A 26,509-nucleotide genomic window follows, 5' to 3' on the forward strand; every position below is an offset into this window, starting at 1 on the left:
ACACTGCGATCATTGCCCAATGAAAAGGAAAGTCTGAGAGCTTTCCGACAGCGGCGGCTACGGCGCTCGGGCGACGATCTCCATCGAAGTCCGTTGGCCGGAAAGAGGACCAGGTGACCTGCCAAGGACGCTGCAACCTCACGGCGGTGGCAATCATTGCGGCGTATGTCTTGCTCCGGTTTGCCGCGTTCGCTTTCAATCTGGACCTATCGCCCATAGCCTGCCTCCTGCTCGGCATGGCTCTGTAAGCCAGAGGACGACCGCAATGCTGATGATCCGCTCAACACGCCGATCGAAATGATTGCCATCAATATGCGTAAGGCAATCGGACAAGTAAATTGTGTTCTTGGCCGGTCACAGCCTATTCAACCCCGAAACACATTAACGACCGGAAAACGCGTCTTGATAGAGGAAGTACTGGAACCAGACGGGTGCGATGCGGGTTTATCGCCACCAACAGAATGGAAGACCCACATGAGCGATAAAGAGCAGGCGCCGATGGTGACGTTTAACAGGATCGATAAGAGTGCCTACTTCTCGTTCAACGGGCGACGGTATGAACTGCAGGGGAAGTACAACAGCCTCGATGACGCTCGACAAGTAGCGGAGAAGCAGTGCCGCGCCATGGGCTGGAACGGTTAATTCAAAATTAACCAAAGCCGAGCATGCTTTGTGCTCTTTCCCCCAGGAAGTAGCTGGTATCTATCGGCCGCGCTCCCCAATGAGTGCGGCCTTCTTTTTGTGCGCTAACCGAGTAAATGAACGTGATACGCAATATCCGAGAGAACACGACCATTCTCGAAGTCGTCTTCACCCACGAGGGCGTCGAGCGATATGTCCATAAACTTGCGGTATTGTCTGCAAGATCTGTTGGAGCCGGCATCGCAAAGGCAGTCCAACAGTTCCAAAAAGAATGTCCCGGTGTCGCGCTTACTGATGGCGTCACCATCGCGCTTCGAAATGCGGACTTATCGTGAACTTCTTAAGCTGGTAAAAGACGGCCGATCCGGAACTTCGAGCGGTTTGCGAAGTTAGTGTTTCCTTAGGCGCAAAGGAAACCTCACATGAAAATCATAACTGCAATTGCCGCTGCAACGCTGTTGACTGTGGCGCTCTCTAGCTGCGGCAACACAATCCGCGGCATGGGCAAAGACACCGCCAATACGGTGGACGCTACACAGAACGCTGGCCACCGAGTGAACCGCGCAGCCTCGAACTAAGTGAGGCACAGATAGGGGGTGGGATTTATTCTGCACTCGCTACGCCTTTTGGCTGAATTGCATTAACCGCGGATCTATTTATTCATTACTTGGTCGGGGTAGTAGAATAAGATGATCGAAACCCCTATATGCCAAAAGCCCGTCGCACCGGAATGCGACGGGCTTTTTTTGTCTAGGCCAGTTTGATGGCCGTATGTCTTTGCTTCCGCCATTTCCTCAACGAAGTGATCGCCAAGGCATCGGGAACGGGGCGAACGAAGCGCCGGCCAGCCGATCTTTACGCACGTGGCCGTAGCTGCGTGCGGGTTCAGTCAGGTGGCCTGAAACGATCCAGCGCGAAAACGCCGACCCAACGCCGCGCATCATCGAGGACTTGATCAAAGGCGTCGGGTCGATAGGCGGGGGTGCCGTCCTTATCTGCGCAACAAGCGCCCTCGGAAGGTTCACGCGATTTTGCACCTCGCCAAGCGATGGAATTGCGTGGTGACAGGTGGAGCTTTTTGCACTCGTTGAAGAATCTCGAACCGATCGAACTCGTCGTGAACATCATAAGGATCACGTCGGCTACAGCCGTCGCCTTCAACAGGTCGCTTGGAAGCAGCGCTGGGCGGCCGAGCGTCGGCTGACTTGACGAGGAGCCGACGCCTGTCAACGTCTGGCAGCCGGCTAAAACGAAGACTACCGACCAAAACCTCTCGCATAATCAGGGCCGACTGATAGAGTTGGCTTTTCTCAACCAATGGGAGCCGCGACATCGCTAATCCAGACCATAACCCACGCCGCGTGACCGACATGGATGCCCTCATCGGAATGCGCCTGCGGGTCGCGCGCCTTTCTGCTGGGTTAAGTCAGACAGTCGTAGCCGACCATCTTGGGATCACATTTCAACAGGTTCAAAAATATGAACGTGGTGCAAACCGCATTGCAGCCACGACGCTCAACAACGTCGCCGCCCTCTTCGGGGTTTCGATCCTTTATTTCTTGGAAGAAGGATCGGGGGAAGTTGCGTCCGCGGAGGTGCCGCTGCGGCCAAAGTCGACAGACTTGGCCATGACCAAACGGGGCCAACGGCTACTGAGATATTTCGCGGCGTCGCCGGACAAGGTTCAAAACGCGGTCTTCAGATTGCTTCAATCCACTGGAGGCGACGAAGACGAACGCGACGACTGATTGGCGGATGGTTTGATTTATTACCGGCGAGGCCGGCGTTGGCCACGCCGGGCGCAGTCGTCCAGATTGACGAAATCGACCATCCCGTCTGCCTTTCGGTCTCCAGCGTGTCCAGTAGAAACGCCATGAAAATCGACTGCCAGCCTTTGAATATGTCTACGTACTTATCGTCGGCTTTCTCGGAGACCGAGTACCGACGATGGGCATACCCTGATGCTAGCGCCTGATGGGCGTAGACATGCCCCAGTGCCGCACACCCATTTGATTCCGTCAGTGCAGACTCTGACGGACCGCAGCGTCTCTCATGGCGAGGTGTTCGGTAGACAGCGGGGCTTCTTCGCTTGCCCACACCAACATCGCAAGCGCGGCGATAGCCAGGTATCCCAGTTTGCTCGTTAACGCGCTACGCGCAGCTTGAGCACGGGTGCAGCCGGTCCTAGTTATCGAGTTCATTTTGTCGCGCTCGCTCCAGGTTCGTGCCAGGAAACTACCCCTTTATGCAAGTCGGTCCAATCCCCAGATATGGGCTGGACCGGCAGAGCGCCCCGGCTGTGGGCTCAGTCTTCCTAGATTCAAGAATTTCGAACAGCTGGAAAGGTCTGCATTCTGCAACACAGACCGAGATGCAGAGACGCCACTTCACCAATTTTGAGACGTTGCTTCCTAAAAATTGGACACGGATTGGTTCGAAATTCGAATTATTGACTATGCGGACAACTGAATAGCTGTCGACCACGACAATAAGAAATAGGAGTTTCAGTGGGTCTCAATGCTTGCTGTCGTCTGCGGGTCAACAAGATCGTGGCCAAAGGGGTTTGCAGCCACCAGAAGGGCTAAAATCAAGATCGCGGCTGAAAAAGAGATCGCGGGAGATGTCATGCTGAACCCTAAGGGAGAGAAACGCGAACGCACTATCTATCGCGCTCACGGACGATAGCTTCCAAGTGTCAAGCATTCGTAAAAGCCAAAGGGTTGCCGACCCATCGAAGTCCTTAGACGTGCTAACGATCGCAACTTTCAAGCCGACCAGATCTGGCGACGTTCGGTCCGAAAACAGCCTCGGAGTAGGGAGTCTCAGGCATCCAACCAACTAGATTGGCCGTGACCATGCGACGACAGCGGGACCGCTGGTCCCTTGCACGGGGTCAGTCTCGGGCAGATGTAGGCGGGCTATCCGGGCGCAAACTGCCTTTGAAGGCGGTGAAGTTTGGATGTCCGCTTCTTGTCCACTGGGATAAGCGCCGACTACCTCAAAATCGTCACTAGCATCAATCCGCATGTGGCCTGTGCCGGCTGGAAGAAGAATACAATCTCCAGCGCTCAAGTCGATTTCGTTCCCATCAGACCCGCCGATCAGCAGCTTGGCGTGGCCTTTGCCGACGCCTAGCACCTCATGCGCGCCCGAATGATAATGCTGGTAGTCAAACACACCGTTCCGCCACAGTCCCGTCCAGCCATGCGAAGCAAACAGTCTCGCAAACTCCTCCGATCCATCCTTGGTGATGAAGACGCCACGGTAAAGCAAAACGGGAAGGGAAGGGTTGTTAGGAACCCACGCGCTCGCGTCGAAGATCAGTTTTTCGATGCCCACTTGCTGCCTCCGGCCTCCGTGGCTGACAACCTTGCAATGGCTGTCGCCGCTTTGCCCCGTGGTGACGTTCAAAAAAGGTTCCACGCTGCAACGGCGGCCGCGATCCAGAATAATCCACTGACCTCAGCTGCGATCAGATATCCGGCTGTCCGATCGTTCATGCTCTCCTCCATCACTCCCATATTGTGACAATGCAACATGTCGCGTGAAGGTTCCCCCGTCTAGGTCCTTAGCGAGGCCGCTCGCTGTCGATGCACCAGGCTACCGCCTCAAGTCACTAGCGTTTTAGTAGAATTTTGAAACTGAAACGCACCCATATCGCAAGGGGGACAAGTGCAAACCGTAATCCCTGCGTCACCGCCGTGGATCCAATCACTTGAGTGCACCGGCCTAGCTCGACTTGGCCGGCATGACCGAGACGGCCATCGGTCGTCACGCTTCAGCAATTCAAAAGAAAGCCCCGCTTGTGGCGGGGCGAGTCGCGAGAGTGACATAGCCGGCAGAGGAACAAGCCAGCGCCCCATAAACGCGGGTTGACCTGTATTGGTTCCTTGCAGGACCGTTCGACGAACATTCGGCAAAAAGAGTTGCTTCGAAAGTTTAGATAGGATCGCGCAAAAATTTGGCTCAGACCGCAGCCCAAACATCGTCAATGTGATAATGATTACGAGGACGCCCAAACCTCCAAAGGCGTTCCGTATGCACACACTGCTGACCGAGATTTCCATGTGGTCGCTGGAGTGTCATTGCGGCTTTGCAAGGAGAGCCGGGGACATCCTTTGTCTTTCCAACCGGGCCAGCGGATCACTACGCCCGCCCCCCTATCGCCTTTTGCAAAGGAGTTGCCCATGCCTCCGCGTTCATGGGTGGAACGCGTCTCCACCGTTGTGCGATGGGGAGACCATGCCGAGGGAGGTCATTTTCCCGAGATGAAGCGCCCCGTAGAACTGGCAGAGGACACCGAACCCCATTTCGCGGACTGGGTCGAAGTGCGTAAAGACCGGCCTCGGGAGGTAGATTAAACACTATCTCGGTGTCCGGAATTGCGCCGATGCCCCGAGCGACAGCCGGAAAGTTCCCCGGGACAACACCGCGAGTTTGGTCCAGATCAGGTCAAATTCCCCTAAATCTCGAAGGGGGCTAGGTCTTTCCCGCTCAACGCAACTGGAAAATATAAACCCAGAAATCATAGTTGCGTTGACTCTAATACATGGTCAGAGCCTCCATGCGCCGTCTCTAATGGAGGAGCGCAAGATGTCAGTAACGTTGAACACGTCTATATCCTGGAAGAATGCAGCGCCCGACGATGCAACTATGCTGGATAGTCTACAACCCAACATCATAAAAGCTCACGTTCGGGAGTTTTTGACCCTACTCTTTCTCCAATTCGACGATCAAGCAGGTTCGAAGAGCTTTCTCAAGACTTTATCGAATTCGATGATGAAATCGGCCAAGCAACACCTGGACGAAATCGAGGCGTTCAAGTCAACGCCGCCTGTGGCTGGAACACCCTATGTCGGCGTTGGTCTCACAAAGAAGGGCTACGACAAACTCGGAATAACCCAGACACCGGGCGACAGTCTCTTTGGTAGCGGGATGCAGATGTCCGAGCTAAACGATCCCGATGCCAGTACCTGGGACCCGTACTTTGGCGATGACATTCACGCCGTTGTCCTTATCGGAGATATGCTCAACGAGACAAAGGTTGCTGCGCACGACCAAGTCGTCAACCTGATCAACAGCTCCTACGGCGTCAAAATTGTCGGCTCGCAGGATGGGTTGGGCCTGCACAACAACAACGGCCAAGGGATCGAGCATTTCGGCTATGTCGATGGACGCAGCCAGCCGCTCTTCCTCACAGAAGATATCGAGGGCGAGGAGAACGGGACCGATGGGACCGCAAACTGGAACCCCGACTTCCCGCTTGGCCAGGTCATCGTCGCTGATCCGGCGGCCCCCGATCCAACCGTGCATTTTGGAAGCTATTTCGTTTATCGCAAACTCGAGCAAAATGTTCGGCTCTTCAAGGAGGAAGAGGAGAAGCTGGCCGATCGGCTCTTCGGTGCAGAAAACGAAATAGCGGGAGCCATGGTTGTCGGCCGCTTTGAGGACGGCACCCCCGTCACTATGCAGTTCGAAGACGGAGTTGAATCTCCGGTGCCCAACAACTTCAACTATTTCAGCGACAAGAACGGCGCGAAGTGTCCGTTCTCCGGACATATCAGGAAAACCAATCCACGTGGGTCGGGCGGGTTCGAAGATCAGGATGGTGAACGCAAGCACCTAATGGCGCGACGCGGCCAGACCTATGGCGTCAGGACTGACAATCCGAATGACGGCCGGATTGACAACAAGCCGGACAAAAACGTCGGCCTTCTGTTTATGGCCTTTAACAGCGATATCGGCAACCAGTTCGAGTTCACGCAAAAGAACTGGGCGAATAACCCAGGTTTCCCACGGGTGCCGGCCGGCTTTCCTTCGCCCGGTGTCGACCCCGTTATCGGTCAGATGCCGAGTGACAGCCAACGCCCAGACATGGAGGGAACGACTGAGTGGGGAAATCCCGCTGCCCTGATGACGACACCCGCTGTGCAGCGAGCCGTCACCATGAAGGGTGGAGAATACTTCTTTATGCCGTCACTGGCCTTCCTTAGGGCCCTCTGAGGTAAGGAGGTCAGCAATCATCGCCGACCTCCTTTTTTCACCACGGCTGCTGCGGTCTATCAAGGCACTCAACACAGCTCAATGCTGACAATAGGGCGATTTAAGCTAGGTGACCCAGGCCGCGGCATAAGCGTCGCCAACATTCTACTGGTCAAACTCGACAATGACCCCAGGTTTGACCATGCTGCTCAGCTCTTCGACGTCCCAATTCGTAAGCCGGACACATCCGTGAGAGCCGGCCTTGTCGATCAGTGACGGTTCTGGCGTACCGTGGATGCCGTAGGTCGGTTCTGAAAGATCGATCCAGACGGTGCCCACCGGATTGTTAGGACCGCTCGGAAGTGTGAGTTTCGTCTTGTTCTTGCCTTGCTGAAAGTTGATTTTGGGATTGTAGACATATGGCGGATTGCGAGCCACGCCGTTGACCTTGTGCTTGCCTGAAGGGGAGGGATTATCCTCGCTGCCAATTGTCGCGGGATATATGGCCAGGACTTTGTCGTTCGCATCGTAGGCAACAAGCTCGCCTGCCTTGCGATGCGCCTCAATCCGCTTAACGTTTCCTGTTCGGGGAGCGCCGATTACGGCCACGGACAACGTTTCGCCAGGGACAAATTGCGCTGTCGGGTTCAGCGCATACATAAGGTCGACGTCCATATGGAAACGCTCAGCCAATTTTTCGGCGATGCTGGTGTACCCTAGATGGGTCATTTTTGCCTGTTCGGCGTAGTCTTTCGGAATCTCTGCAACGATGTCGTCGCCGTCATCAGGGGAAATGATGTAGGGCCCGACGACGCCCTTATCATCGGAAAGACGCGCTACAACGTCAGCGTCCAACTTCCCGTCGACCGGAAGTCCCTGCAGCAATTCGAATCCCGAGATGGCTTTCCGAACATTTGCGCCATCCAGTCCGTCAATGACCCCCGGAGATGCGCCAGCACGATCTAGCAACACCTGAAGGTGAATGGTCACGGGATCGGGCTGGTCGTTCGGCGCGCTTTCCTTGCTATTCTCAGACGAGAAGGATGAGAGATCAGCGTTATTAATCACCTCGCGCGATAAATCTTGAGCGTGAACTGCTCCCACCGACGCGAGGGAGATGACGGAGTTGAGAAGGAATGTTTTCATCATTGCGCCTAATGCTGCCAACCCCTCTGATGTTCCATCGTCGCTCACGATCACTGTCGTACGAACGCATGCATCCCATGCAGGTTGCTGCATCTGTTAGATTTTGAGGAGTAATGAAGTCTTGAAGCGATAATACGTCATCTCGATCGATCCTCGCATGTTGCCCATCGTGCAATCGAGCTTTTGTCCTCACTGCGACTTCTGACCTGTAATAATCTCAGCAAGGCTTACAAATTTCCCGGTCGGATAACGTCGAAGATAAGCTTCAATCATTTCCGGATTGCCGCTGTCGCGAACGCTTTCCCAAAACGACACCTCCACTGCGGGATCCTCGCTGGTCGTCGGGCCACGATCAAGGCGTGTCCGGGCGAGGTCGGCAAAGGTTCCGTTTGGATAGCGCTCAAGATAGATTCGAAGCTCTGCACCATCATCGTCGTCGCGGATCGACTCCCAGAACGCCACCTCGGCGGCGTCGCCCTCAACGACCATTGTCGCGTCCTTCGACGGCGGGTCGATGGATTTCGGCACTGACAGCATGGGGTCGTATTCCGGGTCAAACAACACCTTAAATACGCGAACCGGCCGGGGAATGTTCTTGACGCTATGCTCCCCCATGTCCTCGAATTTGGCCGCGACCCGATCGCGGAGGTGATCGCGAACACCCTCGTCACACAGATTCCGCCAATCTCGGCTAAGCCCTCAAGGCGCGCCGCGATGTTGACACCATCGCCAAAAATGTCTCCATCCTTGACCATCACGTCTCCGATGTTGATGCCAATGCGGAAATTCATCTGATGATCTGGCGCCTCATCGGCGTTCGCGCGGCCGATGGCAAGCTGAATTGCTATCGCGCAGTTGAAAGCCTGGACGACGCTTGGAAATTCGGCAAGGACACTGTCGCCGGCCGTTCCGAATATCTGGCCGTTCGCACTTTCGATCAGCCCATCGACCACTGTCCGATGGCTTGTGAGTATTGCAAGGGTTTGCTCTTCGTTGACATGCATCAGCCGCGAGTAACCCTCGACGTCCGCGGCCAAAATCGCGGCGAGTTTTCGTTGCAGGGGTGGTGCTTCCAAGATCGATCCGATCCGACGGTTCGTGTTTTCAATAGAATGTGTAATCTCGCAAGGTTGTTCCGCGACATGGTCTAACGGCGATCTTTGCCCTAAAACGAATGCCCTTTAGCTGACAAGACCGGTTCCCCACGCTTGCACCAAACTCTGGCGCCTCTAGTTTCGAGATGAACAAGAACGCTGGAGAGATGCCGTGACGAAGATCGCAGTGATTGGAATGGGTGCGATGGGCAGTGCTGTGGCCAGGACACTGCTCTGCTCGGGCGCAGAGATCGTCACTCACCTTGAAGGTCGCTCGGCTCAAACACGAGAACGGGCGACGGCCTTAGACAGAGATTGAATGGAGATCGTTATGTCGGACAAGAGCACGAAGACCGTTACCGCAACTTTTCAGGCTCGCGAGGGTGCCGACCTCGCTATCGAACATCTGGTCCAACACGCGGGGCTAGACCGCGCCGATATTTTTGTGGAACCCAGCGGCCACTCGAACAGCTCGGGAGTAATACCAAACGGTGGCGATGCTCCCTCGGTAAACCACGGCACTAGAATGGATGCTGCGCTCGGCGGCGAAATCATCGTCTCGGTAATGGTCAAAGCCGACCAGATACCGACCCTCCATCGCATCTTTGGCGACGCCGGCGCAATCCACGTTTCCAGTCGCTAGGGCTTCGCTCAAAGAAGGAGCGATCAGCGCGCTGCCGTTCTCATGGGACAGTACGCCGGCAGCGGCGGCAAATCTTCTGCCATGGTTGATCCACGCAACAAGGTGACTTGATGACTTTTTAATCAGGCTATGCGCTTTCTGCATCGCTGGGATCGCGCCTTAGCGCTGCAAAATTAGCCGGACCTCCATTACATAATAGCCATCGAGACAAACGAAGCGCCAAGGACTGGCAGCTGTGTTTCGAAAGCCCACGAAAGGGGATAGTCATGAACGTAGCACGCACTCTGAAGAACTGGCGCAAGTATCGTCAGACGGTCTCCGAACTGGGCCGCATGTCCAATCGTGAACTCCACGATCTCGGTATTGATCGCAGCGACATCCGCAACATCGCACGTGCTGCCTCTCTCTAACCGATAGCGGACAGCCAATTCTGGAGCGCCTGCCGATATTCGGCGGGCGCTTTTTCATTATTCACTGATGTTTCAAATCGCCTTCTCCTCGTACCGGAATTTCTGGCGATCCTATTCTTCCAACGCAAAGACATATCTTTATTTTTATTGACAACTTGAACCCGAACAGCTTGAGGACAGTTATGTTCGCAACCGTACAATCGGTTGAGTTGGCCTACGACGTATTCTCACAGAGAAGAAATGGCAGCGAACATTAAACCTATCGCCGTGGTTGTCGTAGAAGACGAGCCACTCCTGCGGATATCGATCGCCGGTGAGCTTGAGGACGAGGGCTTCCTTGTGTTCGAGGCGTCTAACGCGGACGAAGCCATTGCCATCATTCAGGCGAATCCTACGATCCACGCTTTGTTCACCGACATCGATATGCCAGGCAGCATGGATGGGATTAAGCTCGCCGCCTTCGTTCGCGACAGATGGCCGCCGATCAAGATCATTTTGACGTCTGGGCATCATGACCTGGCGGGCAGTGCGTTTGACATAGATGGAAAATTTCTTCCCAAGCCATACAAGGCCACTGAGGTGGCAAATCATATTCGGCAAATGACGGCGATCTGCTGAGGGGGAGGTGGACCGTCGACCGCCTCGGATCAATCGGTCGCCGATGCGGTGTTCGTCCGCTAATGGACGATGTCAAAGTTAATTGGCAGTGCTGACCGATGGGCCTATGTTGGATCGTCGGTCGGAATGCAATGGCAGCGACCGCTTGGGAGTTGGTACCAGCTCTCGCCCCTCTAACAGGGAGGGCGATCTATGTCGGAGCTATTCCGCGCGATTTCGTTCAATGATGACGTGACCCCGGTATTCGAGGCCATGGCTGAGTACTGTGCAACGCACCGCGTCACTCCGGACAGCATGGAGGGATGCTCCTTGGCATCGCGCCTATTCGACCTTCTGCAGGCCGGATATACGACCAAAACCGAGTTGTTGGCTGCTTTGGGCGAGGCACGGCCATGTTAGTGGTTCGCACGATCCCCAACGCACCTCATCAATCTCTTCCCCCTATCACGGGGCAACCCATGAAACAGCAGCTGTTGATCTCATTCTTCGGGGAGGGAGTTTCGTCGGCAGGGTACCGAGCTCCGGACGACGGATTTTGAGGCTTTCATTTTGCACCGTCCTGGGCGTCCGGTTTAGCAGATACCAACCCTGGCTCCCAGAAGCTGTCAGGTTTCAGAAACGTCGTCCCACAGTGAGGTTTCGACCTCCCGTTTAGGGAAAAGTCCTCGCATCCTCGAAATCCATCGTATTGGCTAGCCCGCCAATGCTCGCCCAGAAGAGACGTCCACTCTGTACGGCGTCGGGCTAACGTGACACTTTGCGATCGACGCAACGAGGCGACGGGGGATTTCATGTTTGGGCTCCGAGGTATTTCTCTGGCAATTGTCAGTGCCTCACTCAGTATTTTTGCTTCACCCGCGCTGGCGCAGGTCAGCGACGACATCGTCGAGGCGACTACGGGGACCTGGCTCATCGCTTCCGCCGATGGTTCGCTCGGTTGCAGAGTGCAACTGTCAAAGGACAAGACGATCGGTGGATACGCGCTAACTGAAGAAAGTCCGTGCGGGCCGCCATATCATGACATGCTTGCTGCATGGGACTTTGCCGAACCTGGCATTGTCTTCCGCGATGCCACTCGGAAATCCGTACTCGGTTTCGAAGAACAGGAGGGCGGACCGTGGCGCACGCCGCTGGAGGTCGAGCCGGCGGTCTACTTGGTGCCCGAACCAGGCACAATGGAAAGAGTACCCACCAAGAAGGCTGTTTCCGGAACGTGGGCTCTGTTGGATCGAAAAGGGAAGACACTATGCCATGTCACCCTACTTGATACTCCAGCGGCGGGCTACGACGATGAAAACGCCCTTGAACTCTCCAAAGACTGCAATGCCACTGTCCGAAAGACCAAAATGACCTTTTGGCAGATTTCCGAGATTTATCTGTCCTTCTCCGCAGGAGAGGAATCGTCTTACGGCTGGATGCCAGCTGCCGACGGCTTCGTGACCGATGATGGGAAGTACCGGCTTCAACGGGAGAAGAGGTAACACAACGACCGGACGGCGCGGTGACGATTGCCTCGCCCAGGATGGCTAATCCACCCGCTTTGAACTCGCAAAAAGCGTCCTTAGAGGGTTTTAAGAAGCCGAAGAAGAGCAAGAATCTCTAAGGGCGTCCGCCGTTTGAAGGCGATGTACATCGGTTCCTCGTCGCCATGGAACCTTCGTTTGAAGGCGGCTTGACCTTGGAGGTTGAAAATATGGGTATTCACAGCACGGGAGTCGAAAGCACGCTTGAACAGGCTTCTCCAAAATCCACTTTCCAAAAATCCGCTCCGCCCGATGGCCGCAAGAGGCGAGAGGCCTAATGTCACAACAGCGCGTCCTTCCTCCCGAAAGCGGTCCGCCGCGAACTTAGTCAGCCCGATTTCGGCGTGGGATGTCGTCCCCGTGAACTTCCGCTTGAAGGCGGCGGTATATCCAGTCACGGCGCCATTACTGAAGAGCGGATCGAAATCGAGGATTGCGACAGGACGGTTGTCCGGATCAAGGATGAGAAAGCGGCGCATGTCTGGTGACAGGGCACTTAAAAAGGGCCTGTTGAGGAAGCACATTTCCCGCCGGTTGACGATTCGACCCGATCTCCAGTCTTCTGAAACGGCTTCGATCTGCTCTTGCGTGGTCTTCGTCCCATCGCATTCTACTATCGAGAAGCCTTTTTTGATAAGCCAGCGCTCAGAATAACGTACGGTCTCGTTTCGCTTGCCAGCGAAGTCATGGGTGTCAAGTGTGAGACGGGTGTCCACGCCCATGCGATTGACGCGGTAACCGAGCCCAGCCAGCACGGAAGCAGTCTGCGCCCCGATCTGAACAAAACAGGGGCGGCCTGCGGCTTTCACAAAGCCTTCAATGTATTTGCGTCTTTCGATTGGGGCGGCCACCGGATCACCAAGGACAAAGGTGTGGCCCATCTTGGTGGCGTAGGCCAAGTATCCGCTATCATCGCCGTAATGGCGCAGGTTTCCCTGAACCGCTGTCGAATAAGCTAAGGAGAAATCTCCATGTTTTCGACAGAGATCGAGCTTTTCTTCGTTGGGATATGGCGTGTTCGGAAGGTTAGCCACGCGGCGATCGAACACTGAATCGATGAAACTGCGAACACCCGGCATCTCGAATCCCCCCGCTGGAAGCCAGCATCCTAGCAGTGCCAGAGGCAACATGAGTTACCTAACGCGAATACTGTTTTAGGGGATTCTAAATGCGCTTTTGGCCGAACACTGTTGCTATTCGGCACGGGCGTGCGATGTTGTGTCATGGAATCCGATGACACAATCGAGAAGGCCGTGATCGTCGGGGGAGGACTCGCGGGACTGACCGCCGCGTACGAGCTCAAACGCGCAGGTATAGCTGCGCGTATCTTCGATAAAGATGATGAGATTGGTCAAACTTGGCTCGATCGCCATCCCCAGCTGTCTCTGAATACACACAGGAGCGTGTCCCACCTGCCGCGCTTGGAGTACCCCCGTGGAACGCCGGCCTTTCCACGAAGGACAGACGTAGCGGTTCATCTCCAGGAGTTCGCGCGACGGCACGATCTGTCCGTTGAGCACGGTGTGACGGTTTCAGACATTAGGCGAACTGACGACTGTTTCACAATGCAAATCAACGCCGCGTCGGTCCGGGCTCGGAACGTCGTCATCGCGACGGGCAGGGATCGCTACCCCGTCATGCCCATTTTGCAAGGGGGTGACGGCTACCGCGGCTTGCTGATCCACTCATCCCAATTCGGTGATGCCAAGCAGTACGAGGGAAAGCGGGTTCTGGTCATAGGCGGAGGCAATTCCGGTTTCGACGTCCTCAACCACCTTTCTAGGGTTCGTCCGGCCCAGACGTGGGTCTCAGTTCGTAGCGGCTCGACTATCCTACCGAAACGTTTGCATGGAATTGCAGTCCATCGATTGTCACCGTTGGTAGCCGCGCTGCCCTCGAAGGTCGCGGACGTTTCGATCGCCTTGACGCAGTTTTTGGCGTTCGGAAGCCTGGCGGACACAGGACTTCCAGCGGCCCACAAGGGTGCAGCGACGCGTCTCTCGAATGAACAAATCGCCATTCCTGTCGATGACGGGGCAATCCGCTCGATCAGGGACGGGCGGACGAAAGTCGTGTCGGAGGTCTTGGGATTTTCGGGAGACATGGTTTCCCTTGCGGACGGCACATCCATCGATCCAGAGATCATAATTGCCGCCACGGGATACGGCGCGGGCCTCGGAAGCCTAATTCCCGCCTTGGACGGAACGGAAGGGGTGAGTATTCGGCAGAGCAACGCCTACGAAGGCCTATGGTTTGTTGGTATGACACCGGGCCTAATCAGCTATTTTCACAATGTGCGGCGTGAGTCCCGTCAGATAGCCATTGCTATTCGCGCACGAAGATATCGTCAGTTCACCTAGACCTCGTCCAACGTGTTGTTGCCTTCAAAACGGGATCGCCCGAGCGATTGCCGTGGCCTGGCAGCGCCTGCTGCTCCTTTAGCCTCTTGTGGTTGTCCGGTGGCGGACGAAACTCGCGTATTAAGCCTCGGTTAAGGTTCGTTAGCAAACATGAATATATATTTGCAAATGGAGGTTTGAATGTCGCAGGCTCATCTGATCGATCATCTTGAAGCAGCCAAGAAACTTGCCGAACTCAGCGATCAACCGTTCGTCGCCTACTTGATAAAGATGGCAAAGGACGCCGCGATTAAGGCGGAGTCCGAGCGAAGACGGGTCGCGTAGATGGCTCTATTGCAAGGCGCTTGTCTGCCAGGCAGCTCTGCCTCAGAACCTAGCGCAGCTTGGCCTCACGACGGCTACTGGCGATTGAGTGGCAGGACCAGCCGTTTCGAAATTGCCCCACTGTCAACAAGCTGACCTAGTCGCGGCGTTGGAAGGAACTATCCATGGTGGTCCCAGTTAGGGAGTCCCAAGTGCCGGTCAGTCTTTAGTGACCGCTTGGTGGCGCAGGAGTGGATCGTTGTCTGTGAGGTGTTCGCTTAACATGCTCACTCATCTCGATGTCCCTACGTCGAACGCCCCAACGACCATCAAAGGGAACGCGAAAATGGCAGGATCAAAACACCTTAGTGACCCCCTCTCCGAAACGATGAGGGACATTTATTTCGCGGAGAAGCAAATCCTCAATGCTCTTCCGAAGATGGCCGATGCTGCACAGTCGATGGAGCTGAAGGAAGCTTTCGAGACCCATCGTGCACAAACCGGAGTGCACGTCCAGCGATTGGAAGAAGCCTTTGAACTCCTCGGCAAGCCAGCCGATCAAAAGACCTGTAAAGCCATTCTCGGTATCATCGATGAAGGCAGAGAGGTCATGGAAGAACTTCAGGGGACCGACGCTCTCGACCCAGGACTGCTTGCCGGCGCGCAGGCGGTGGAACACCCCGAGATCAGCCGCTACGTTACGATGGTGACCTGGGCCAAAACGCTCGGTCTGGATGAGGTTGCCGACCTCCTTGCTCTCACTCTCAATGAGGAAGAGGAGACCGACGAGTTGCTGTCGGAAATCGCTGAAACGACCGTCAATGCGGCTGCGGCCTGACGGTTACGGCCGCTTGAAAACCGCAGCCGTCCATCTACGATGAGCGATGAGACATATTGCTCCACATCGACGCGACGTTTCGTGCTTTGACCCCTGGAGGTAGAGCGCTTTTGGATCACATCCGCCATTCGACCCAAAATCTGCTGCTACAAAGCATGCCGGACACCACATACGAGAGGTTGGCATCGCATTTCGAACGCATCGACTTGCCAGCCAAACACCGATTGGAAGAGGTCCACCAGCCGATAGACTTCGTCTACTTTATCGAGAGCGGGCTCGCTTCCGTTGTCGCCCAAACACGCGATGGTCTGCAAATCGAGGTTGGCCTCATTGGTCGTGAGGGTTTCACAGGCGCGTCGCTTCTCTACGATGACGACCAAACTCCATTCGAGTGCTATATGCAGGTGCCTGGCGAAGGGGTTAGAATAGCGACGCCGATTTTTGCAGCCGCCGTTTTCCAGTCTCATCAACTGAGACGGTCGCTCTTGCGCTATGCGCGGTCCGCCACCATTCAGCTTGCATACACAACGCTTTGCAATGGCAAGACCCATATCGACCAGAGGTTGGCGCGTTGGCTGCTCATGGTCCACGACCGCATGCTGTCAAGCGCATTACCTCTGACGCATGAGTTCCTGTCTGTCATGCTGGGGGTGAGGCGTCCGAGCGTGACCGACGCGCTTCACGTCCTCGAAAAGCACGGTCTCATCGGCACAAGCCGCTCTATGATCACAATTAAAAATCGCGAGGCTCTCATTCTCTTTGCAGGGAGCACATATGGTCCAGCCGAACGAGAATACCTGAGACTGACTGGGCAGACCCTGGGGCAACGAAGCTGGTAAGGTTCCTTTGACGCTTGCTTGTCACGAAGCTGCAGTCGCCTCCCCCACACTGGCATCTCCCAAAAGGTCGGCCAAGTGGTGGCGAGCGCGAGAAACCCGGCTTTTTATCGTCCCGATTTCGCAACCGCCGGAGTGTGCAGCTTCAATATAAGACACACCGGCGGAGACAAGCATCAGTGCCTCACGCTCGTTGCTGGAAAGACGAAGCAGCGCTGTATTCACGTCAATTGCACGCATTTTCCAGTCCTGACTGGCTGCCACCGGCACATCTTGCAATGCCACGTCGGAAATCAGACCGCAGCTTTCGCGTTTAGCAGCCTTGTAACGGGTGGCGTAAAGGTTGCGCATAATGGTGAACATCCAGGATTTCATGCTCGTTCCGGCAGAGTACTGATCCAGATGTTCAATGGCACGCTTTAGCACTTCTTGAACGAGGTCGTCGGCGTCGTTTTCATTGGATGTAAAGCGGTAAGCAAATTTCCGTAGAGCCGGCATCAGTTCGACGATTTCGCGGCTCTGCGCTGCGCTTGCTGGTAAGTGTAGCATTGACGATCTCCCAAAGAGCCACAACGCAGTGCCAACGTGGACGTTCCCAGAGAATTGCGTACGATAGCGGACGAATATATTTGGTCTCCCGCAATTTTTACATAAATAAATTTGTCAATTACGCTTTAATTATAATAGCTTAGGTAGGGACATAGTAGGCTCCTCGCGGCCCTGCGGCGCTTTCTCGAAGCGACCAACATGTCCGGAAGCGGACAATTCATGCCAAATAACTGGTAATTCGGTGTATCCTGAACATCGGCCGCTGCCACAGGCCGGCCGATTGGGAGAGAACACGCGCGCTCGGCAACAGAAAGCGACACCATGTTAATCGATGACCTCACAGATGCAGAACAACTTCAGCTTTTTCAAGATGTTTTCACCGAGTGGGCCGAGGCTACGGGTAACTCGCTCGAAACACAGCTGGCTAAACAGGCGGCTTCAATTGCCCTCAATCTGATCGCCTTCGGAGCCGCCACTCGCGAGGCGCTCAGCGCCGACCTGCATCGGTCGATGGAAGTCATCTCCTCTGCATCAAACGATAACATCCAGTGATAGTCTTGAGAGGATTGTTGATGACCTTTAGCGACCTAATAGGAAAACACGTCCTTGTCGTCGACGACGACTATCACCGGGCCAGCGAAACAGTGCTTTCCCTTGAAGATCAAGGAAGCGAAATCGTAGGTCCTTATCCGAATGTGCCGGAAGCAATTGAGGTTATCAATCACGCGGTCGTCGATGCCGCCGTTGTCAGTGTTCGGGTCCAACTCGCAGGCGTGGTCTCCCTAGCTGATCGACTGCTCGCCCATCGGATCCCCTTCGTCTTCATAACAGAAAACGACGAACCGCAGCTGCTACAGCGTTTTGGCAAGGTGCCGGTTTTGAAAGAGCCTCTCAAGCAGGAGCAGATGGTGATCGCATTGGCCGTCGCGGTGGCCCAGTCAGCGACCCGCCATTGACGCTCGTTCATAAGTGAACTTGGAAATGTAGAACATTCGCCGTACTACCTCACGGCGTCACCCTCAGCACCCAGCGATTGGTCGTATGTTGTATCGTCGGTCGGAATGCAATGGCAGTGACCGCTTGGGAGTTGATACGAGCTCTCGCCTCTCTAACAGGGAGGGCGATCTATGTCGGAGCTATTCCGCGATTTCGTTCAAGGATGACGTGACCCCGGCATTCGAGGCCATGGCAGAGTACTGCGCAACACACCGCGTCACTCCGGACAGCCTGGATGGATGCTCCCTGGCGTCGCGCCTCTTCGACCTTTTGCAGGCCGGATATACGAGCAAAACCGAGTTGCTCACTGTATTGGGCAAAGCGCGCAAATCTTAGTGTCTCCTACGGTTCCGACGCACCCAACGAATTTCCACCGATTATGGGACGAAGAATGAAACAGTCGGCTGTTGGTCTTATCCTTCGCGGAGAGCGATTCGTCGTTCGGGTGACCGAGCAGGATTTTACAGGCATTCACTTTGCACTTTCCTGGGTGTCAGGACAAAGCGTGCGCCTCGGCCTGCGGCTGCCCGGCCAGCCCGTCTTAAGCTTAGAATCGTAGTCGTAGCGTGCCGTATCCCGCCAGTAATAATTTTCTCAAGTGCAAGGCTGACTCGTTCCCCCTGGCCGAATGGTGAATGTAAATCGCCCGCACCACCGGTGGGGAACCTTGATTAAGGTTGGGACATTTCGACTATTCATAAACACGGAAAAGACGCCATGGCTGACAATCTTTCCAAGTACCGCGCCAAGCGAGATTTCAATAAGACCGCTGAGCCCAGCGGGGAGACTACCATTAAGTCGTCAAACCGCCTGCGTTTCGTCATTCAAAAGCATGATGCGACCCGTCTCCACTATGACCTACGCCTCGAACTCGACGGCGTTTTCAAATCTTGGGCTATCACCAAAGGACCGTCGCTCAATCCCCAGGACAAACGATTGGCCGTCGAGGTCGAGGATCATCCCCTCGACTACGGTGATTTCGAAGGCACCATTCCAAAGGGACAATATGGTGGCGGCACTGTCATGCTATGGGACCGTGGATACTGGGAACCAGAAGGAAACAAGAGCCCAGAACAAGCCTTGGCGAAAGGCGATTTCAAGTTCACCCTCGATGGCGACCGCCTTCACGGTAGCTTTGTTCTCGTTCGAATGCGTGGCAAGGAAGGTGAAAAACGTACCAACTGGCTGCTGATCAAGCACCATGACGATTATTCGGTCGAGGAAGATGGCGCAGCAGTGCTCGACGATAATGATACGTCGGTAGCGTCGGGGAGGACGATGGAAGCGATTGCTTTGGGAAAGGGCCGAAAGCCGAAACCGTTCATGACAACAGGAAGTGCCGTCGGGGCAGACGCCGTCTGGGATAGCAGCGAAGGACTTGCCAATGAAGGGCGGAAAGCCGGAACGAACACCAAGGCTAAAGCAGATCGCAAAGCTGCCGTCTCTGACATGCCTGAGTTTGTGGAGCCGCAGCTGTGTGAAACATTGGAGCGGCCGCCAACGTCCTCCGGCTGGATTCACGAGATCAAGTTCGACGGATACCGCATACAGATGCGCATTCAGGACGGCGAGGTGGCTCTGAAGACTCGGAAGGGATTGGACTGGACATCCAAGTATCCTGCTATCGCTCATTCGGGATCAAATCTACCCGACGCGATCATTGACGGAGAGATTTGCGCCCTTGATGAGCATGGCGCTCCGGATTTTGCGGCGCTGCAGGCCGCCCTTTCGGAAGGCAAGACCGATGACCTTGTCTACTTCGCTTTCGATCTGATGTTTGAAGGTGCCGAAGACCTCCGCGAGCTTCCGTTGTCAGGGCGCAAGGAGAGGTTGGCGACATTGTTGTCCGACGCTGGTGATGATCCGCGCCTGAGGTTCGTCGAACACTTCGAGACCGGCGGAGACGCTGTTTTGCGGTCAGCATGCAAGCTTTCTCTTGAAGGGATCGTCTCGAAGAAGGCCGACGCCGCCTATGAATCAGGGAGGACGAAAACCTGGGCTAAGTCCAAATGCCGGGCAGGGCACGAGGTCGTCATCGGAGCATACGCGACCACGAGCGGTAAGTTCCGGTCGCTGCTCGTCGGTGTCAATCGCGGTAGTCATTTCGTCTACGTGGGTCGGGTGGGAACGGGCTACAAGGCCAGCGTCGTCGCCGAGCTGCTGTCGCGCCTCAAGAAAATGGAAGCATCAAGGTCCCCGTTCACCGGGATTGGCGCACCGAAGAAGACCCCGGATATTGTGTGGCTTAAGCCAGAACTGGTGGCGGAAATCGAGTTTGCCGGCTGGACCGCTGATGGACAGGTCAGGCAAGCAGCGTTCAAAGGGCTGCGTGAGGACAAGCCAGCACGCGAGGTGGAGGCTGAGAAGCCAGCAAAACCGGCGGCGACCGATGTCCCGGACCCGACAACCGACAAGCCGACGACACCGAAGCCATCAAAATATCGGAAGGGTGCGAAAGTCGACGTCATGGGCGTTTTGATCTCTAGCCCAGACAAAGCCCTGTGGCCTGACGCTCTCGATGACGACCCGGTTACGAAGGTCGATCTGGCGAAGTATTACGAAGCCGTTGGCCCATGGCTCATCGAACACATCAAGGGACGGCCATGCTCGATCATCCGGACGCCGGATGGGATTGGCGGAGAGCAATTCTTCCAGCGCCATGCCATGCAGGGGACCTCCAACCTCATCGAACAAGTGAAGGTCAAGGGCGACAAGGCACCCTACCTGCAGATCGACCGCGTTGAAGGGTTGGCAGCAATCGCGCAGATTGGTGGCACCGAGCTTCATCCATGGAATTGTGAGCCAGGCCAGCCGGAAGTACCGGGTCGCCTGGTGTTCGACCTCGATCCCGGTCCTGACGTCGATTTCTCGACCGTCGTTGAAGGGGCACGGGAAATTCGGGACCGGTTGGAGGAACTGGGCCTCGTCAGTTTTTGCAAGACGACTGGAGGAAAGGGCCTCCATGTGGTGACGCCGCTATTGGTGCCGAAGGGCAAGAAGCTGTCATGGGATGAAGGTAAGGCGTTTGCACATGATGTCTGCCAGGAGATGGCAAGGGATAGTCCGGACCTTTACCTCATTAAGATGTCCAAGGCTCAGAGGAATGGCCGCATCTTCCTGGACTACCTGCGCAATGATCGAACTTCGACCGCAGTCGCACCGCTTTCGCCGCGCGCTCGTCCTGGTGCGACCGTGTCGATGCCGCTGAACTGGACACAGGTGAAGGCAGGTCTCGACCCAAAGCGATATACCATCCGTACCGTGCCGGGGCATTTATCGAACAGCAGCGCGTGGGAGGGTTACTGTGATAGTCAGCGCTCCCTCGAACAGGCGATGAAGCGACTAAGTAGAGGAAAGACGATAGCCGTATAGCATATCGAACGTCAGGTCATTCGAGTGTCCATCGCTGGAAGGAGGACCGTTGGCAGCAACGCAGGCAACCACTATGCCGACAGTCTCGCACGCGGACGGTAACAAAAAAGGCCCACCGGGTAGCACCTCTGGTGGGCCTTCTTCACGCCAACAGAAGCTTACGCTTTGTCGACAACCTTCTTGACTGCATCCTTGGCTTCGCCTTTGGCCTGCTGCGCGTCGCCCTTGGCTTCCTGCGCAATACCGTTGGCTTGCATCTCGCGGTCGCCAGTGGCTTTGCCGACACCCTGACGGGCTTTGCCTGCGAGTTCGTTCGCCTTACCGGAAACCTTGTCAGCTGTGCTGCCCATCGAATTCTCCTTTTCAGAAACGGAATTGTATCAGTGGTATGTCAACGGCAGTCTCAAGAGATTGTTCCATCAGGCACTCCTTTTGATGCTCCGGCTGATGGATCTGACCACACTGCATGCACAGCCGGTTTGATCTTCAACAAAACTCGTCAGGAAGGGGGCTGAAGTGTGACGTTAAGCTTCGACGATTCCGGCACCGTCGCCGCGACCGGCTACGGTGTAGAGGTTTCGCTCAGAAACGGCACTCTGCAGAGTACGATCAGGTCGTCAACGTCGAGGGCATCGGCCGGCCACCCGTGAGCTCTTCGTCTCTGGTGAGGAGGAGCCTCGATGACTCAATGTGACAGTGGGCGATTCATAGGTCGGGGTGACGGGGACGACAGTCTCTGCCGGAAGTATCGCTAGTCAAAGTTCGGGGCGTGCTAACCGGCGACGCGGCATGGTGCGCCACGCGCTTTGCAGGGATCGGGCCCACACTTTCGACTGTCGGCGAAATAAAACCGGTAGCCTACGTCGAGAAGGGCAGGGTGCGCCGAAGTTCGCTCAAAAATCTGCAGAGACCCCTGTCGCATGTCGCCCTGCGGCGAGCCACCTCTGCGAGCCGTCCACGCCCGGCCTTGGGCAACTCTGCTCGGAACGCTGTTGACGTCAAGCGCGACGGTTTCGAACTGCTTGAAAGCGCGTCCATCTCGCATAGTGTTCAAGAAACGAGTTGCAACAGCCTCGCGAACAAATAAATCATTGGAACTTCTAGGTTTTCAACGTGTTTCCGTTCCACCCAACAGGAGGTAACACCAATGAAGAAAATCACCCTTCTCACCGCGAGCCTTGTGCTTGTAGCATCTGCCGCTTTCGCACAGAGCCAGACGCCAACCACCTCGCAGACGACGCCTGCGGTCAACACCGAGCAGAACCCTGGCGCCCCAGTCGCTGGCAAAAACAGCTTCACCGAAGATCAGGCAAAATCGCGGATCGAAGAAGCCGGTTACAAGGATGTATCCGGCCTGAAGCTGGACGACCAGGGCGTTTGGCGCGCGACCGCTTCCAAGGATGGCAAGCCAGCAATGGTCTCTTTGGACTTCCAGGGCAACGTCACGCTCGCCAAATAAAACATAACGGAGAAATTCCCATGAAAACCACGATCACAGGACTTTACGACCATTACGACGACGCCAAGGCAGCCGTGAAGGCGCTCGAAGAGGCCGGCGTCCCCTCGGACGATATCAGCATTGTCACCAATAAGGCCAATGGCGACCCCGATATCCAGGGGCAGGGCAACCGAGCGGGCGAAGGTGCAGGCACCGGCGCCGGTATCGGCGCAGTCGCGGGGGGCGCAGGTGGCCTCCTGACAGGCCTCGGCATGCTTGCGATTCCCGGCGTCGGCCCCGTCGTTGCTGCTGGCTGGCTTGCTGCGGCTGCAGCCGGTGCGGTTGCTGGTGCGGTTGCGGGCGGCGCAGTTGGCGGTATTGTCGGCGCAATGATTGATTCCGGCGTGCCGGAGGAGGACGCGAACTTCTACGCAGAGAGTGTTCGTCGTGGCGGCTCCGTCGTGACAGCCCGTGTCGAAGATGACCAACGTGCACCTGCCGAGGCGATCCTCAACTCGTCGCGCGTCGATGTCGCCGCTCGCCGTGCGAGCTACACCGAGCAGGGTTGGACACGCTTCGACGAAGCTGCGGATCCCTACACGCCGGCGCAGATCGCCGCTGAACGCGACCGGTATCGTGACAATCGTCTGTAACCACATCAACACAAAAAGGGGAAGCCTCGCAGCCTATGCGGGGCTTTTCTTACAGGAACGCCGTAGCGCCCTCGTTTCCTCAGCTGCTCCCGTGTCGACTGGTCAATCAGAACGAGTTCCCGATCGCCGCATGCCTTCGCTCGTGAAGTGGACGCACGAACCTGTCCGCAACCGAGCGACCTGACCAGACCCCACCATTGTTGTCCTATAGCGTCGAGGATCACCGAACGACTCCAACCACTGGCGTCAGGTTCGCCGATCGAATGGCTTGGGGACGCGACAGAGGTCACGGCAGCTCCTCTCAATTGAGGCGCAGAACTTCCGACCAAGCGGCCGCGTCTATCAAGCTTCCATCGTGGGATGGTTTTGCCGTTGGTCGAGTGGCGTCACTCCGACGGCTCGGGATCGATCGTTGAGCAACTTCTAGGGAAGTTTCCGCGCTGGCTAACCGCCGGAAGCAATCAGTCCGAGCAGTTCAAATCCCGATGCCGGCTTTGCGAGAAACGAAATGCCAAGTTCGTCATCGTGATGGGCAAGCGTGATCAATCCGGACGTGACGATGATTCTGATTTGAGGCCAGCGAGTGCGAACCGTCGCAGCCAGACCTAGGCCGTCCACACTTCCGGGCATATCGACGTCCGTGAAGAGAATATCGATCTTGTTATTTCTGAGGTGAATAAGGGCTTCGTCGGCGTTCGCTGCTTCAAACGTACTATGTCCTGCCTCATCAAGGAAATCGACAAAGTTGTAGCGGAGCTGGGGCTCGTCCTCAACGATGAGGACGCTGTGGCTCATTGCGAAACGGTCCGGCGTGTTTGGGCGTGCGCGTGAGATTACCTCTGCACCATCCTTCGAGGCGCGTGTCAGCTCAAGCAGATCACGTTCGAGCACGGCCTGTGCCCAGTGTTTATCGTCCTGCCCAAAGGGACGTCCAGCTTGCTCCCAAAGAGCATAGGCACGTGCGGCGGTCCAATCGTTTCTATTTTGATCCATAGCTAGGTCTCGCAAGCGTGAAGTGGGCATGTGTGCCGGAAATCCAAAAGCGGTCAGCGAGGACTGCTGCTGCCCCCGTTTGCACAGGCGGAGAAAAATGCGGAAGCCTTGATTTGGTTCCGCGAATTTCCGAGTACTTGACGCGATTCCGGGGGTCTGTGAGAGAACGTGTTCACAGTCGGATCAGGAGACATCGGAACCATGTGGATCAGCCCACGTTCCTTACTCCCCAACTTCCTCCGCCCGTTCTGGCGCGATTATCGAAAGACTTTATGACACGGATAGCTATTATCGGATCGGGTCCAACCGGCATTTATGCGTTGAAGGGCCTCATCGCGTCGGAGAGGCCGCTTTCCATTACGATCTTCGAGGAGACGCCAGATGCCGGGAAGGGCACGCCGTACCATCCGGCCGTAAACGACCGCGCGATGCTGGCCAACATTGCTAGTATCGAGATCCCGCCGATCTGCGAGAGCCTTGTCGATTGGCTTAGCTCCAGAACTGACGATGAGCTGCGCGTACTGGGCATAGAACGACGAGCGATTGGTGACCGTGAGTTCTATCCCCGCGTCGTGCTTGGGGACTATTTTGCAGACCAGTTTTGGATGCTTGTGAAGCGCGGGATTGCGGCGCGTCACGCCATCGACGTGAAAGCCGGTCACAAAATCCTCGATATCAAGCTCGGGAGAGACGATATCTCCCTGTCATTCGCACGTCGCGGCGGCGAGGCTGGCGAAGCCCAATTCGGTCACGTCATAATGGCCACAGGTCATGACTGGCCGGAAAACACCGAGGTCGCACCAGGCTATTTCTCGTCTCCATGGCCCGCCGACGCGATCCGGCGGATTGGGCCAGTCGAGGTGGGTGTCCTCGGGACCTCGCTGAGCGGAATCGACGCCGTCGTTTCCGTGGCCACAGCCCATGGCATGTTCCTTCGTGACGAGGATGATACGCTCCACTATCAACCAGAGCCCGACAGCGAGGGTTTTCACCTCACCATGATGTCACGCAAGGGATTGCTTCCGGAAGCGGATTTCTACTGTCCAATTCCCTACAGGCCTCTAGACGTGTGCACGAAGAGCGCTGTCGAAAGACTGATTTCCGACGTTCCCGATCGTCTCCTGGACGAGGTCTTCGAACTCTTCAAACAGGAGATTGTCCTGAACGATCCGGACTATGCCGCAAGGATAGGACTGGGACTGTCGACGGTCGAGGATATCGCCGACAGGTATTTCCGGGTCCGTGAAGAGGCAGACCCGTTCGTGTGGGCGGCGAGAAATCTCTCTGAGGCAAAAGCTAACAAGGCAACTCGCTCGACAGTAGAATGGCGCTATGCGATCCTGCGCATGCATGAGGTCGTCGCCCTCGCTGTGCCCCACTTTAATGACAGCGACCTAAAGCGTTTCCACGAGCACTTCAAAACGGTGTTCGTTGACGACTATGCTACCGTCCCCCACCAATCCGTCGAGCGCCTACTGGCCCTGCACAATGTCGGCAAACTTCATGTGCGCGCCTTAGGCGACGATTACGATATCCAACGCACCGACGACGAACCTGGTACCATCGTCAGCACGGACACCCAGAGTATGAGCTTTTCGGCGTTCATTGACGCCACCGGCCAGCATGCACTGTCGGCATCGGACCTTCCGTTCCCGAGCCTGCGGCGCGCCGACGTCTTGAAGGACGCACAGACCACAATTCGGGAATTGGACAAGGCCAACGCTTCTTTCCGTAGGACCGGGGGCATCGACATCGATGAAGACTTTCGGCCGCGCGTCGGACCAGACCTGACCAATCATCTCTACTGCGTCTCCGTACCGTTTCTCCTTCACAAGCTTCCCTTCGTCCAGGGAATCACCAGCTCGCATGAACTCGGGAAGCGAGTGGCGCGCGCCATCCTAGCCTCAATCAGCAGGGACGAGCGGTTGTTTCAGTTCGACGGCTCCAGGGAAGCCACGTAGACCACTACAGTGACCGAAACTACTCCCTCGCGGATAACGCCGCCATAGATTTCGAACCGACGGCCGCGCCCTCTGACTATGGCACGCAACAAGTCGGGGTCTTCATTCCTGATTGCAAGCATGGTGATGGCGCAGCGTTTGGTCATCTCGAT

25 protein-coding genes and 2 pseudogenes are annotated in these 26,509 nt (G+C 56.0%); 18 read left to right on the forward strand and 9 right to left on the reverse strand.

The features are described 5' to 3' along the window. Positions 1-474 precede the first annotated feature (474 nt). The 3 genes from AB4Z25_RS13830 (at position 475) to AB4Z25_RS13840 (ending at position 2,390) form a co-directional block, all read left to right on the forward strand. Positions 475-642: a hypothetical protein gene (locus AB4Z25_RS13830; protein ID WP_162698910.1), complete on the forward strand. Its 168-nt coding sequence runs from the start codon at positions 475-477 to the stop codon at positions 640-642. A gap of 422 nt (positions 643-1,064) precedes the next feature. Then, positions 1,065-1,220: an entericidin A/B family lipoprotein gene (locus tag AB4Z25_RS13835; protein WP_112390507.1), complete on the forward strand. Its 156-nt coding sequence runs from the start codon at positions 1,065-1,067 to the stop codon at positions 1,218-1,220. A 792-nt stretch (positions 1,221-2,012) separates the two neighbouring features. After that, positions 2,013-2,390: a helix-turn-helix domain-containing protein gene (locus AB4Z25_RS13840; RefSeq protein ID WP_442208237.1), complete on the forward strand. Its 378-nt coding sequence runs from the start codon at positions 2,013-2,015 to the stop codon at positions 2,388-2,390. Positions 2,391-3,480: 1,090 nt separating this feature from the next. On the opposite strand, the gene AB4Z25_RS13845 is transcribed toward AB4Z25_RS13840, so the two are convergent. Beyond that, the gene (locus tag AB4Z25_RS13845) at positions 3,481-3,981 is read right to left on the reverse strand and encodes a cupin domain-containing protein (protein WP_442208347.1); all 501 of its coding nucleotides are present in this window, start codon (positions 3,979-3,981) and stop codon (positions 3,481-3,483) included. A 1,254-nt stretch (positions 3,982-5,235) separates the two neighbouring features. On the opposite strand from AB4Z25_RS13845, the gene AB4Z25_RS13850 reads away from it, so the two are divergent. Continuing rightward, positions 5,236-6,645, forward strand: a complete 1,410-nt coding sequence (locus AB4Z25_RS13850) for a Dyp-type peroxidase (RefSeq protein WP_442208238.1) — start codon at positions 5,236-5,238, stop codon at positions 6,643-6,645. Positions 6,646-6,789: 144 nt separating this feature from the next. On the opposite strand, the gene AB4Z25_RS13855 is transcribed toward AB4Z25_RS13850, so the two are convergent. The 3 genes and pseudogenes from AB4Z25_RS13855 to AB4Z25_RS13865 all read right to left on the reverse strand — a co-directional run. Continuing rightward, positions 6,790-7,773: a L,D-transpeptidase family protein gene (locus AB4Z25_RS13855; protein WP_442208348.1), complete on the reverse strand. Its 984-nt coding sequence runs from the start codon at positions 7,771-7,773 to the stop codon at positions 6,790-6,792. 186 nt (positions 7,774-7,959) lie between these two features. Next, on the reverse strand, positions 7,960-8,385 hold the full coding sequence (locus AB4Z25_RS13860) for a hypothetical protein (protein WP_442208364.1): 426 nt from the start codon (positions 8,383-8,385) through the stop codon (positions 7,960-7,962). Positions 8,386-8,492: 107 nt separating this feature from the next. Continuing rightward, a pseudogene (locus tag AB4Z25_RS13865) lies at positions 8,493-8,774 on the reverse strand (adenylate/guanylate cyclase domain-containing protein); the annotation flags it as partial. A gap of 262 nt (positions 8,775-9,036) precedes the next feature. Here AB4Z25_RS13865 and AB4Z25_RS13870 point away from each other — a divergent pair. Then, positions 9,037-9,168: pseudogene (locus AB4Z25_RS13870) on the forward strand (NAD(P)-binding domain-containing protein); the annotation flags it as partial. Between the two features lie 120 nt (positions 9,169-9,288). Here the strand turns inward: AB4Z25_RS13870 and AB4Z25_RS13875 are convergent. Further along, positions 9,289-9,651 carry a hypothetical protein gene (locus AB4Z25_RS13875; protein WP_442208239.1) on the reverse strand — a complete coding sequence of 121 codons (363 nt, stop codon included), beginning with the start codon at positions 9,649-9,651 and terminating at the stop codon, positions 9,289-9,291. 122 nt (positions 9,652-9,773) lie between these two features. Between AB4Z25_RS13875 and AB4Z25_RS13880 the strand changes: the two genes are divergently transcribed. The 3 genes from AB4Z25_RS13880 to AB4Z25_RS13890 all read left to right on the forward strand — a co-directional run bounded on the left by AB4Z25_RS13880 (position 9,774) and on the right by AB4Z25_RS13890 (position 12,016). Then, positions 9,774-9,917, forward strand: coding sequence for a DUF1127 domain-containing protein (locus AB4Z25_RS13880; protein ID WP_112390516.1), 144 nt, complete (start codon positions 9,774-9,776; stop codon positions 9,915-9,917). Positions 9,918-10,157: 240 nt separating this feature from the next. Continuing rightward, a complete protein-coding gene (locus AB4Z25_RS13885) occupies positions 10,158-10,535 on the forward strand; it encodes a response regulator (protein WP_112390517.1) in 378 nt (125 codons plus the stop codon). A gap of 791 nt (positions 10,536-11,326) precedes the next feature. Then, complete coding sequence (locus tag AB4Z25_RS13890) at positions 11,327-12,016, forward strand: AprI/Inh family metalloprotease inhibitor (protein ID WP_442208240.1); 690 nt, start codon at positions 11,327-11,329, stop codon at positions 12,014-12,016. Positions 12,017-12,096: 80 nt separating this feature from the next. On the opposite strand, the gene AB4Z25_RS13895 is transcribed toward AB4Z25_RS13890, so the two are convergent. Beyond that, on the reverse strand, positions 12,097-13,137 hold the full coding sequence (locus tag AB4Z25_RS13895) for a phosphatidylglycerol lysyltransferase domain-containing protein (protein ID WP_310295810.1): 1,041 nt from the start codon (positions 13,135-13,137) through the stop codon (positions 12,097-12,099). 144 nt (positions 13,138-13,281) lie between these two features. On the opposite strand from AB4Z25_RS13895, the gene AB4Z25_RS13900 reads away from it, so the two are divergent. From AB4Z25_RS13900 to AB4Z25_RS13915, 4 genes are all read left to right on the forward strand, one after another. Next, positions 13,282-14,418 carry a flavin-containing monooxygenase gene (locus tag AB4Z25_RS13900; protein WP_442208241.1) on the forward strand — a complete coding sequence of 379 codons (1,137 nt, stop codon included), beginning with the start codon at positions 13,282-13,284 and terminating at the stop codon, positions 14,416-14,418. Between the two features lie 180 nt (positions 14,419-14,598). Then, the gene (locus AB4Z25_RS13905; protein WP_162702755.1) at positions 14,599-14,742 is read left to right on the forward strand and encodes a hypothetical protein; all 144 of its coding nucleotides are present in this window, start codon (positions 14,599-14,601) and stop codon (positions 14,740-14,742) included. A gap of 325 nt (positions 14,743-15,067) precedes the next feature. Beyond that, the gene (locus AB4Z25_RS13910; protein WP_112538818.1) at positions 15,068-15,559 is read left to right on the forward strand and encodes a YciE/YciF ferroxidase family protein; all 492 of its coding nucleotides are present in this window, start codon (positions 15,068-15,070) and stop codon (positions 15,557-15,559) included. Between the two features lie 56 nt (positions 15,560-15,615). Continuing rightward, a complete protein-coding gene (locus tag AB4Z25_RS13915) occupies positions 15,616-16,398 on the forward strand; it encodes a Crp/Fnr family transcriptional regulator (protein WP_442208242.1) in 783 nt (260 codons plus the stop codon). A gap of 21 nt (positions 16,399-16,419) precedes the next feature. Here the strand turns inward: AB4Z25_RS13915 and AB4Z25_RS13920 are convergent, their stop codons facing one another. After that, complete coding sequence (locus AB4Z25_RS13920; protein WP_112538817.1) at positions 16,420-16,944, reverse strand: sigma-70 family RNA polymerase sigma factor; 525 nt, start codon at positions 16,942-16,944, stop codon at positions 16,420-16,422. A 321-nt stretch (positions 16,945-17,265) separates the two neighbouring features. Between AB4Z25_RS13920 and AB4Z25_RS13925 the strand changes: the two genes are divergently transcribed. From AB4Z25_RS13925 to ligD, 3 genes are all read left to right on the forward strand, one after another. After that, positions 17,266-17,496, forward strand: a complete 231-nt coding sequence (locus AB4Z25_RS13925) for a hypothetical protein (RefSeq protein WP_112538816.1) — start codon at positions 17,266-17,268, stop codon at positions 17,494-17,496. 20 nt (positions 17,497-17,516) lie between these two features. Further along, a complete protein-coding gene (locus AB4Z25_RS13930) occupies positions 17,517-17,900 on the forward strand; it encodes a response regulator (RefSeq protein ID WP_112386592.1) in 384 nt (127 codons plus the stop codon). Between the two features lie 757 nt (positions 17,901-18,657). Then, positions 18,658-21,312, forward strand: coding sequence for a DNA ligase D (ligD, locus tag AB4Z25_RS13935; RefSeq protein WP_442208243.1), 2,655 nt, complete (start codon positions 18,658-18,660; stop codon positions 21,310-21,312). A gap of 158 nt (positions 21,313-21,470) precedes the next feature. On the opposite strand, the gene AB4Z25_RS13940 is transcribed toward ligD, so the two are convergent. Further along, positions 21,471-21,662, reverse strand: coding sequence for a CsbD family protein (locus tag AB4Z25_RS13940; protein WP_112386590.1), 192 nt, complete (start codon positions 21,660-21,662; stop codon positions 21,471-21,473). 797 nt (positions 21,663-22,459) lie between these two features. Here AB4Z25_RS13940 and AB4Z25_RS13945 point away from each other — a divergent pair. Both AB4Z25_RS13945 and AB4Z25_RS13950 read left to right on the forward strand, forming a co-directional pair. Continuing rightward, a complete protein-coding gene (locus tag AB4Z25_RS13945; RefSeq protein ID WP_112386589.1) occupies positions 22,460-22,771 on the forward strand; it encodes a PepSY domain-containing protein in 312 nt (103 codons plus the stop codon). A 20-nt stretch (positions 22,772-22,791) separates the two neighbouring features. After that, complete coding sequence (locus tag AB4Z25_RS13950; protein ID WP_310295823.1) at positions 22,792-23,403, forward strand: general stress protein; 612 nt, start codon at positions 22,792-22,794, stop codon at positions 23,401-23,403. A gap of 444 nt (positions 23,404-23,847) precedes the next feature. Here AB4Z25_RS13950 and AB4Z25_RS13955 read toward each other — a convergent pair whose 3' ends face one another. Beyond that, positions 23,848-24,396: a response regulator gene (locus tag AB4Z25_RS13955; RefSeq protein WP_112386587.1), complete on the reverse strand. Its 549-nt coding sequence runs from the start codon at positions 24,394-24,396 to the stop codon at positions 23,848-23,850. Between the two features lie 272 nt (positions 24,397-24,668). Here AB4Z25_RS13955 and AB4Z25_RS13960 point away from each other — a divergent pair, with 272 nt between their 5' ends. Then, positions 24,669-26,357: an FAD/NAD(P)-binding protein gene (locus tag AB4Z25_RS13960; RefSeq protein WP_442208244.1), complete on the forward strand. Its 1,689-nt coding sequence runs from the start codon at positions 24,669-24,671 to the stop codon at positions 26,355-26,357. Positions 26,358-26,509 lie beyond the last annotated feature (152 nt).

It is taken from the genome of Rhizobium sp. RAF36 (assembly GCF_052114105.1).
Taxonomy (GTDB): domain Bacteria; phylum Pseudomonadota; class Alphaproteobacteria; order Rhizobiales; family Rhizobiaceae; genus Rhizobium.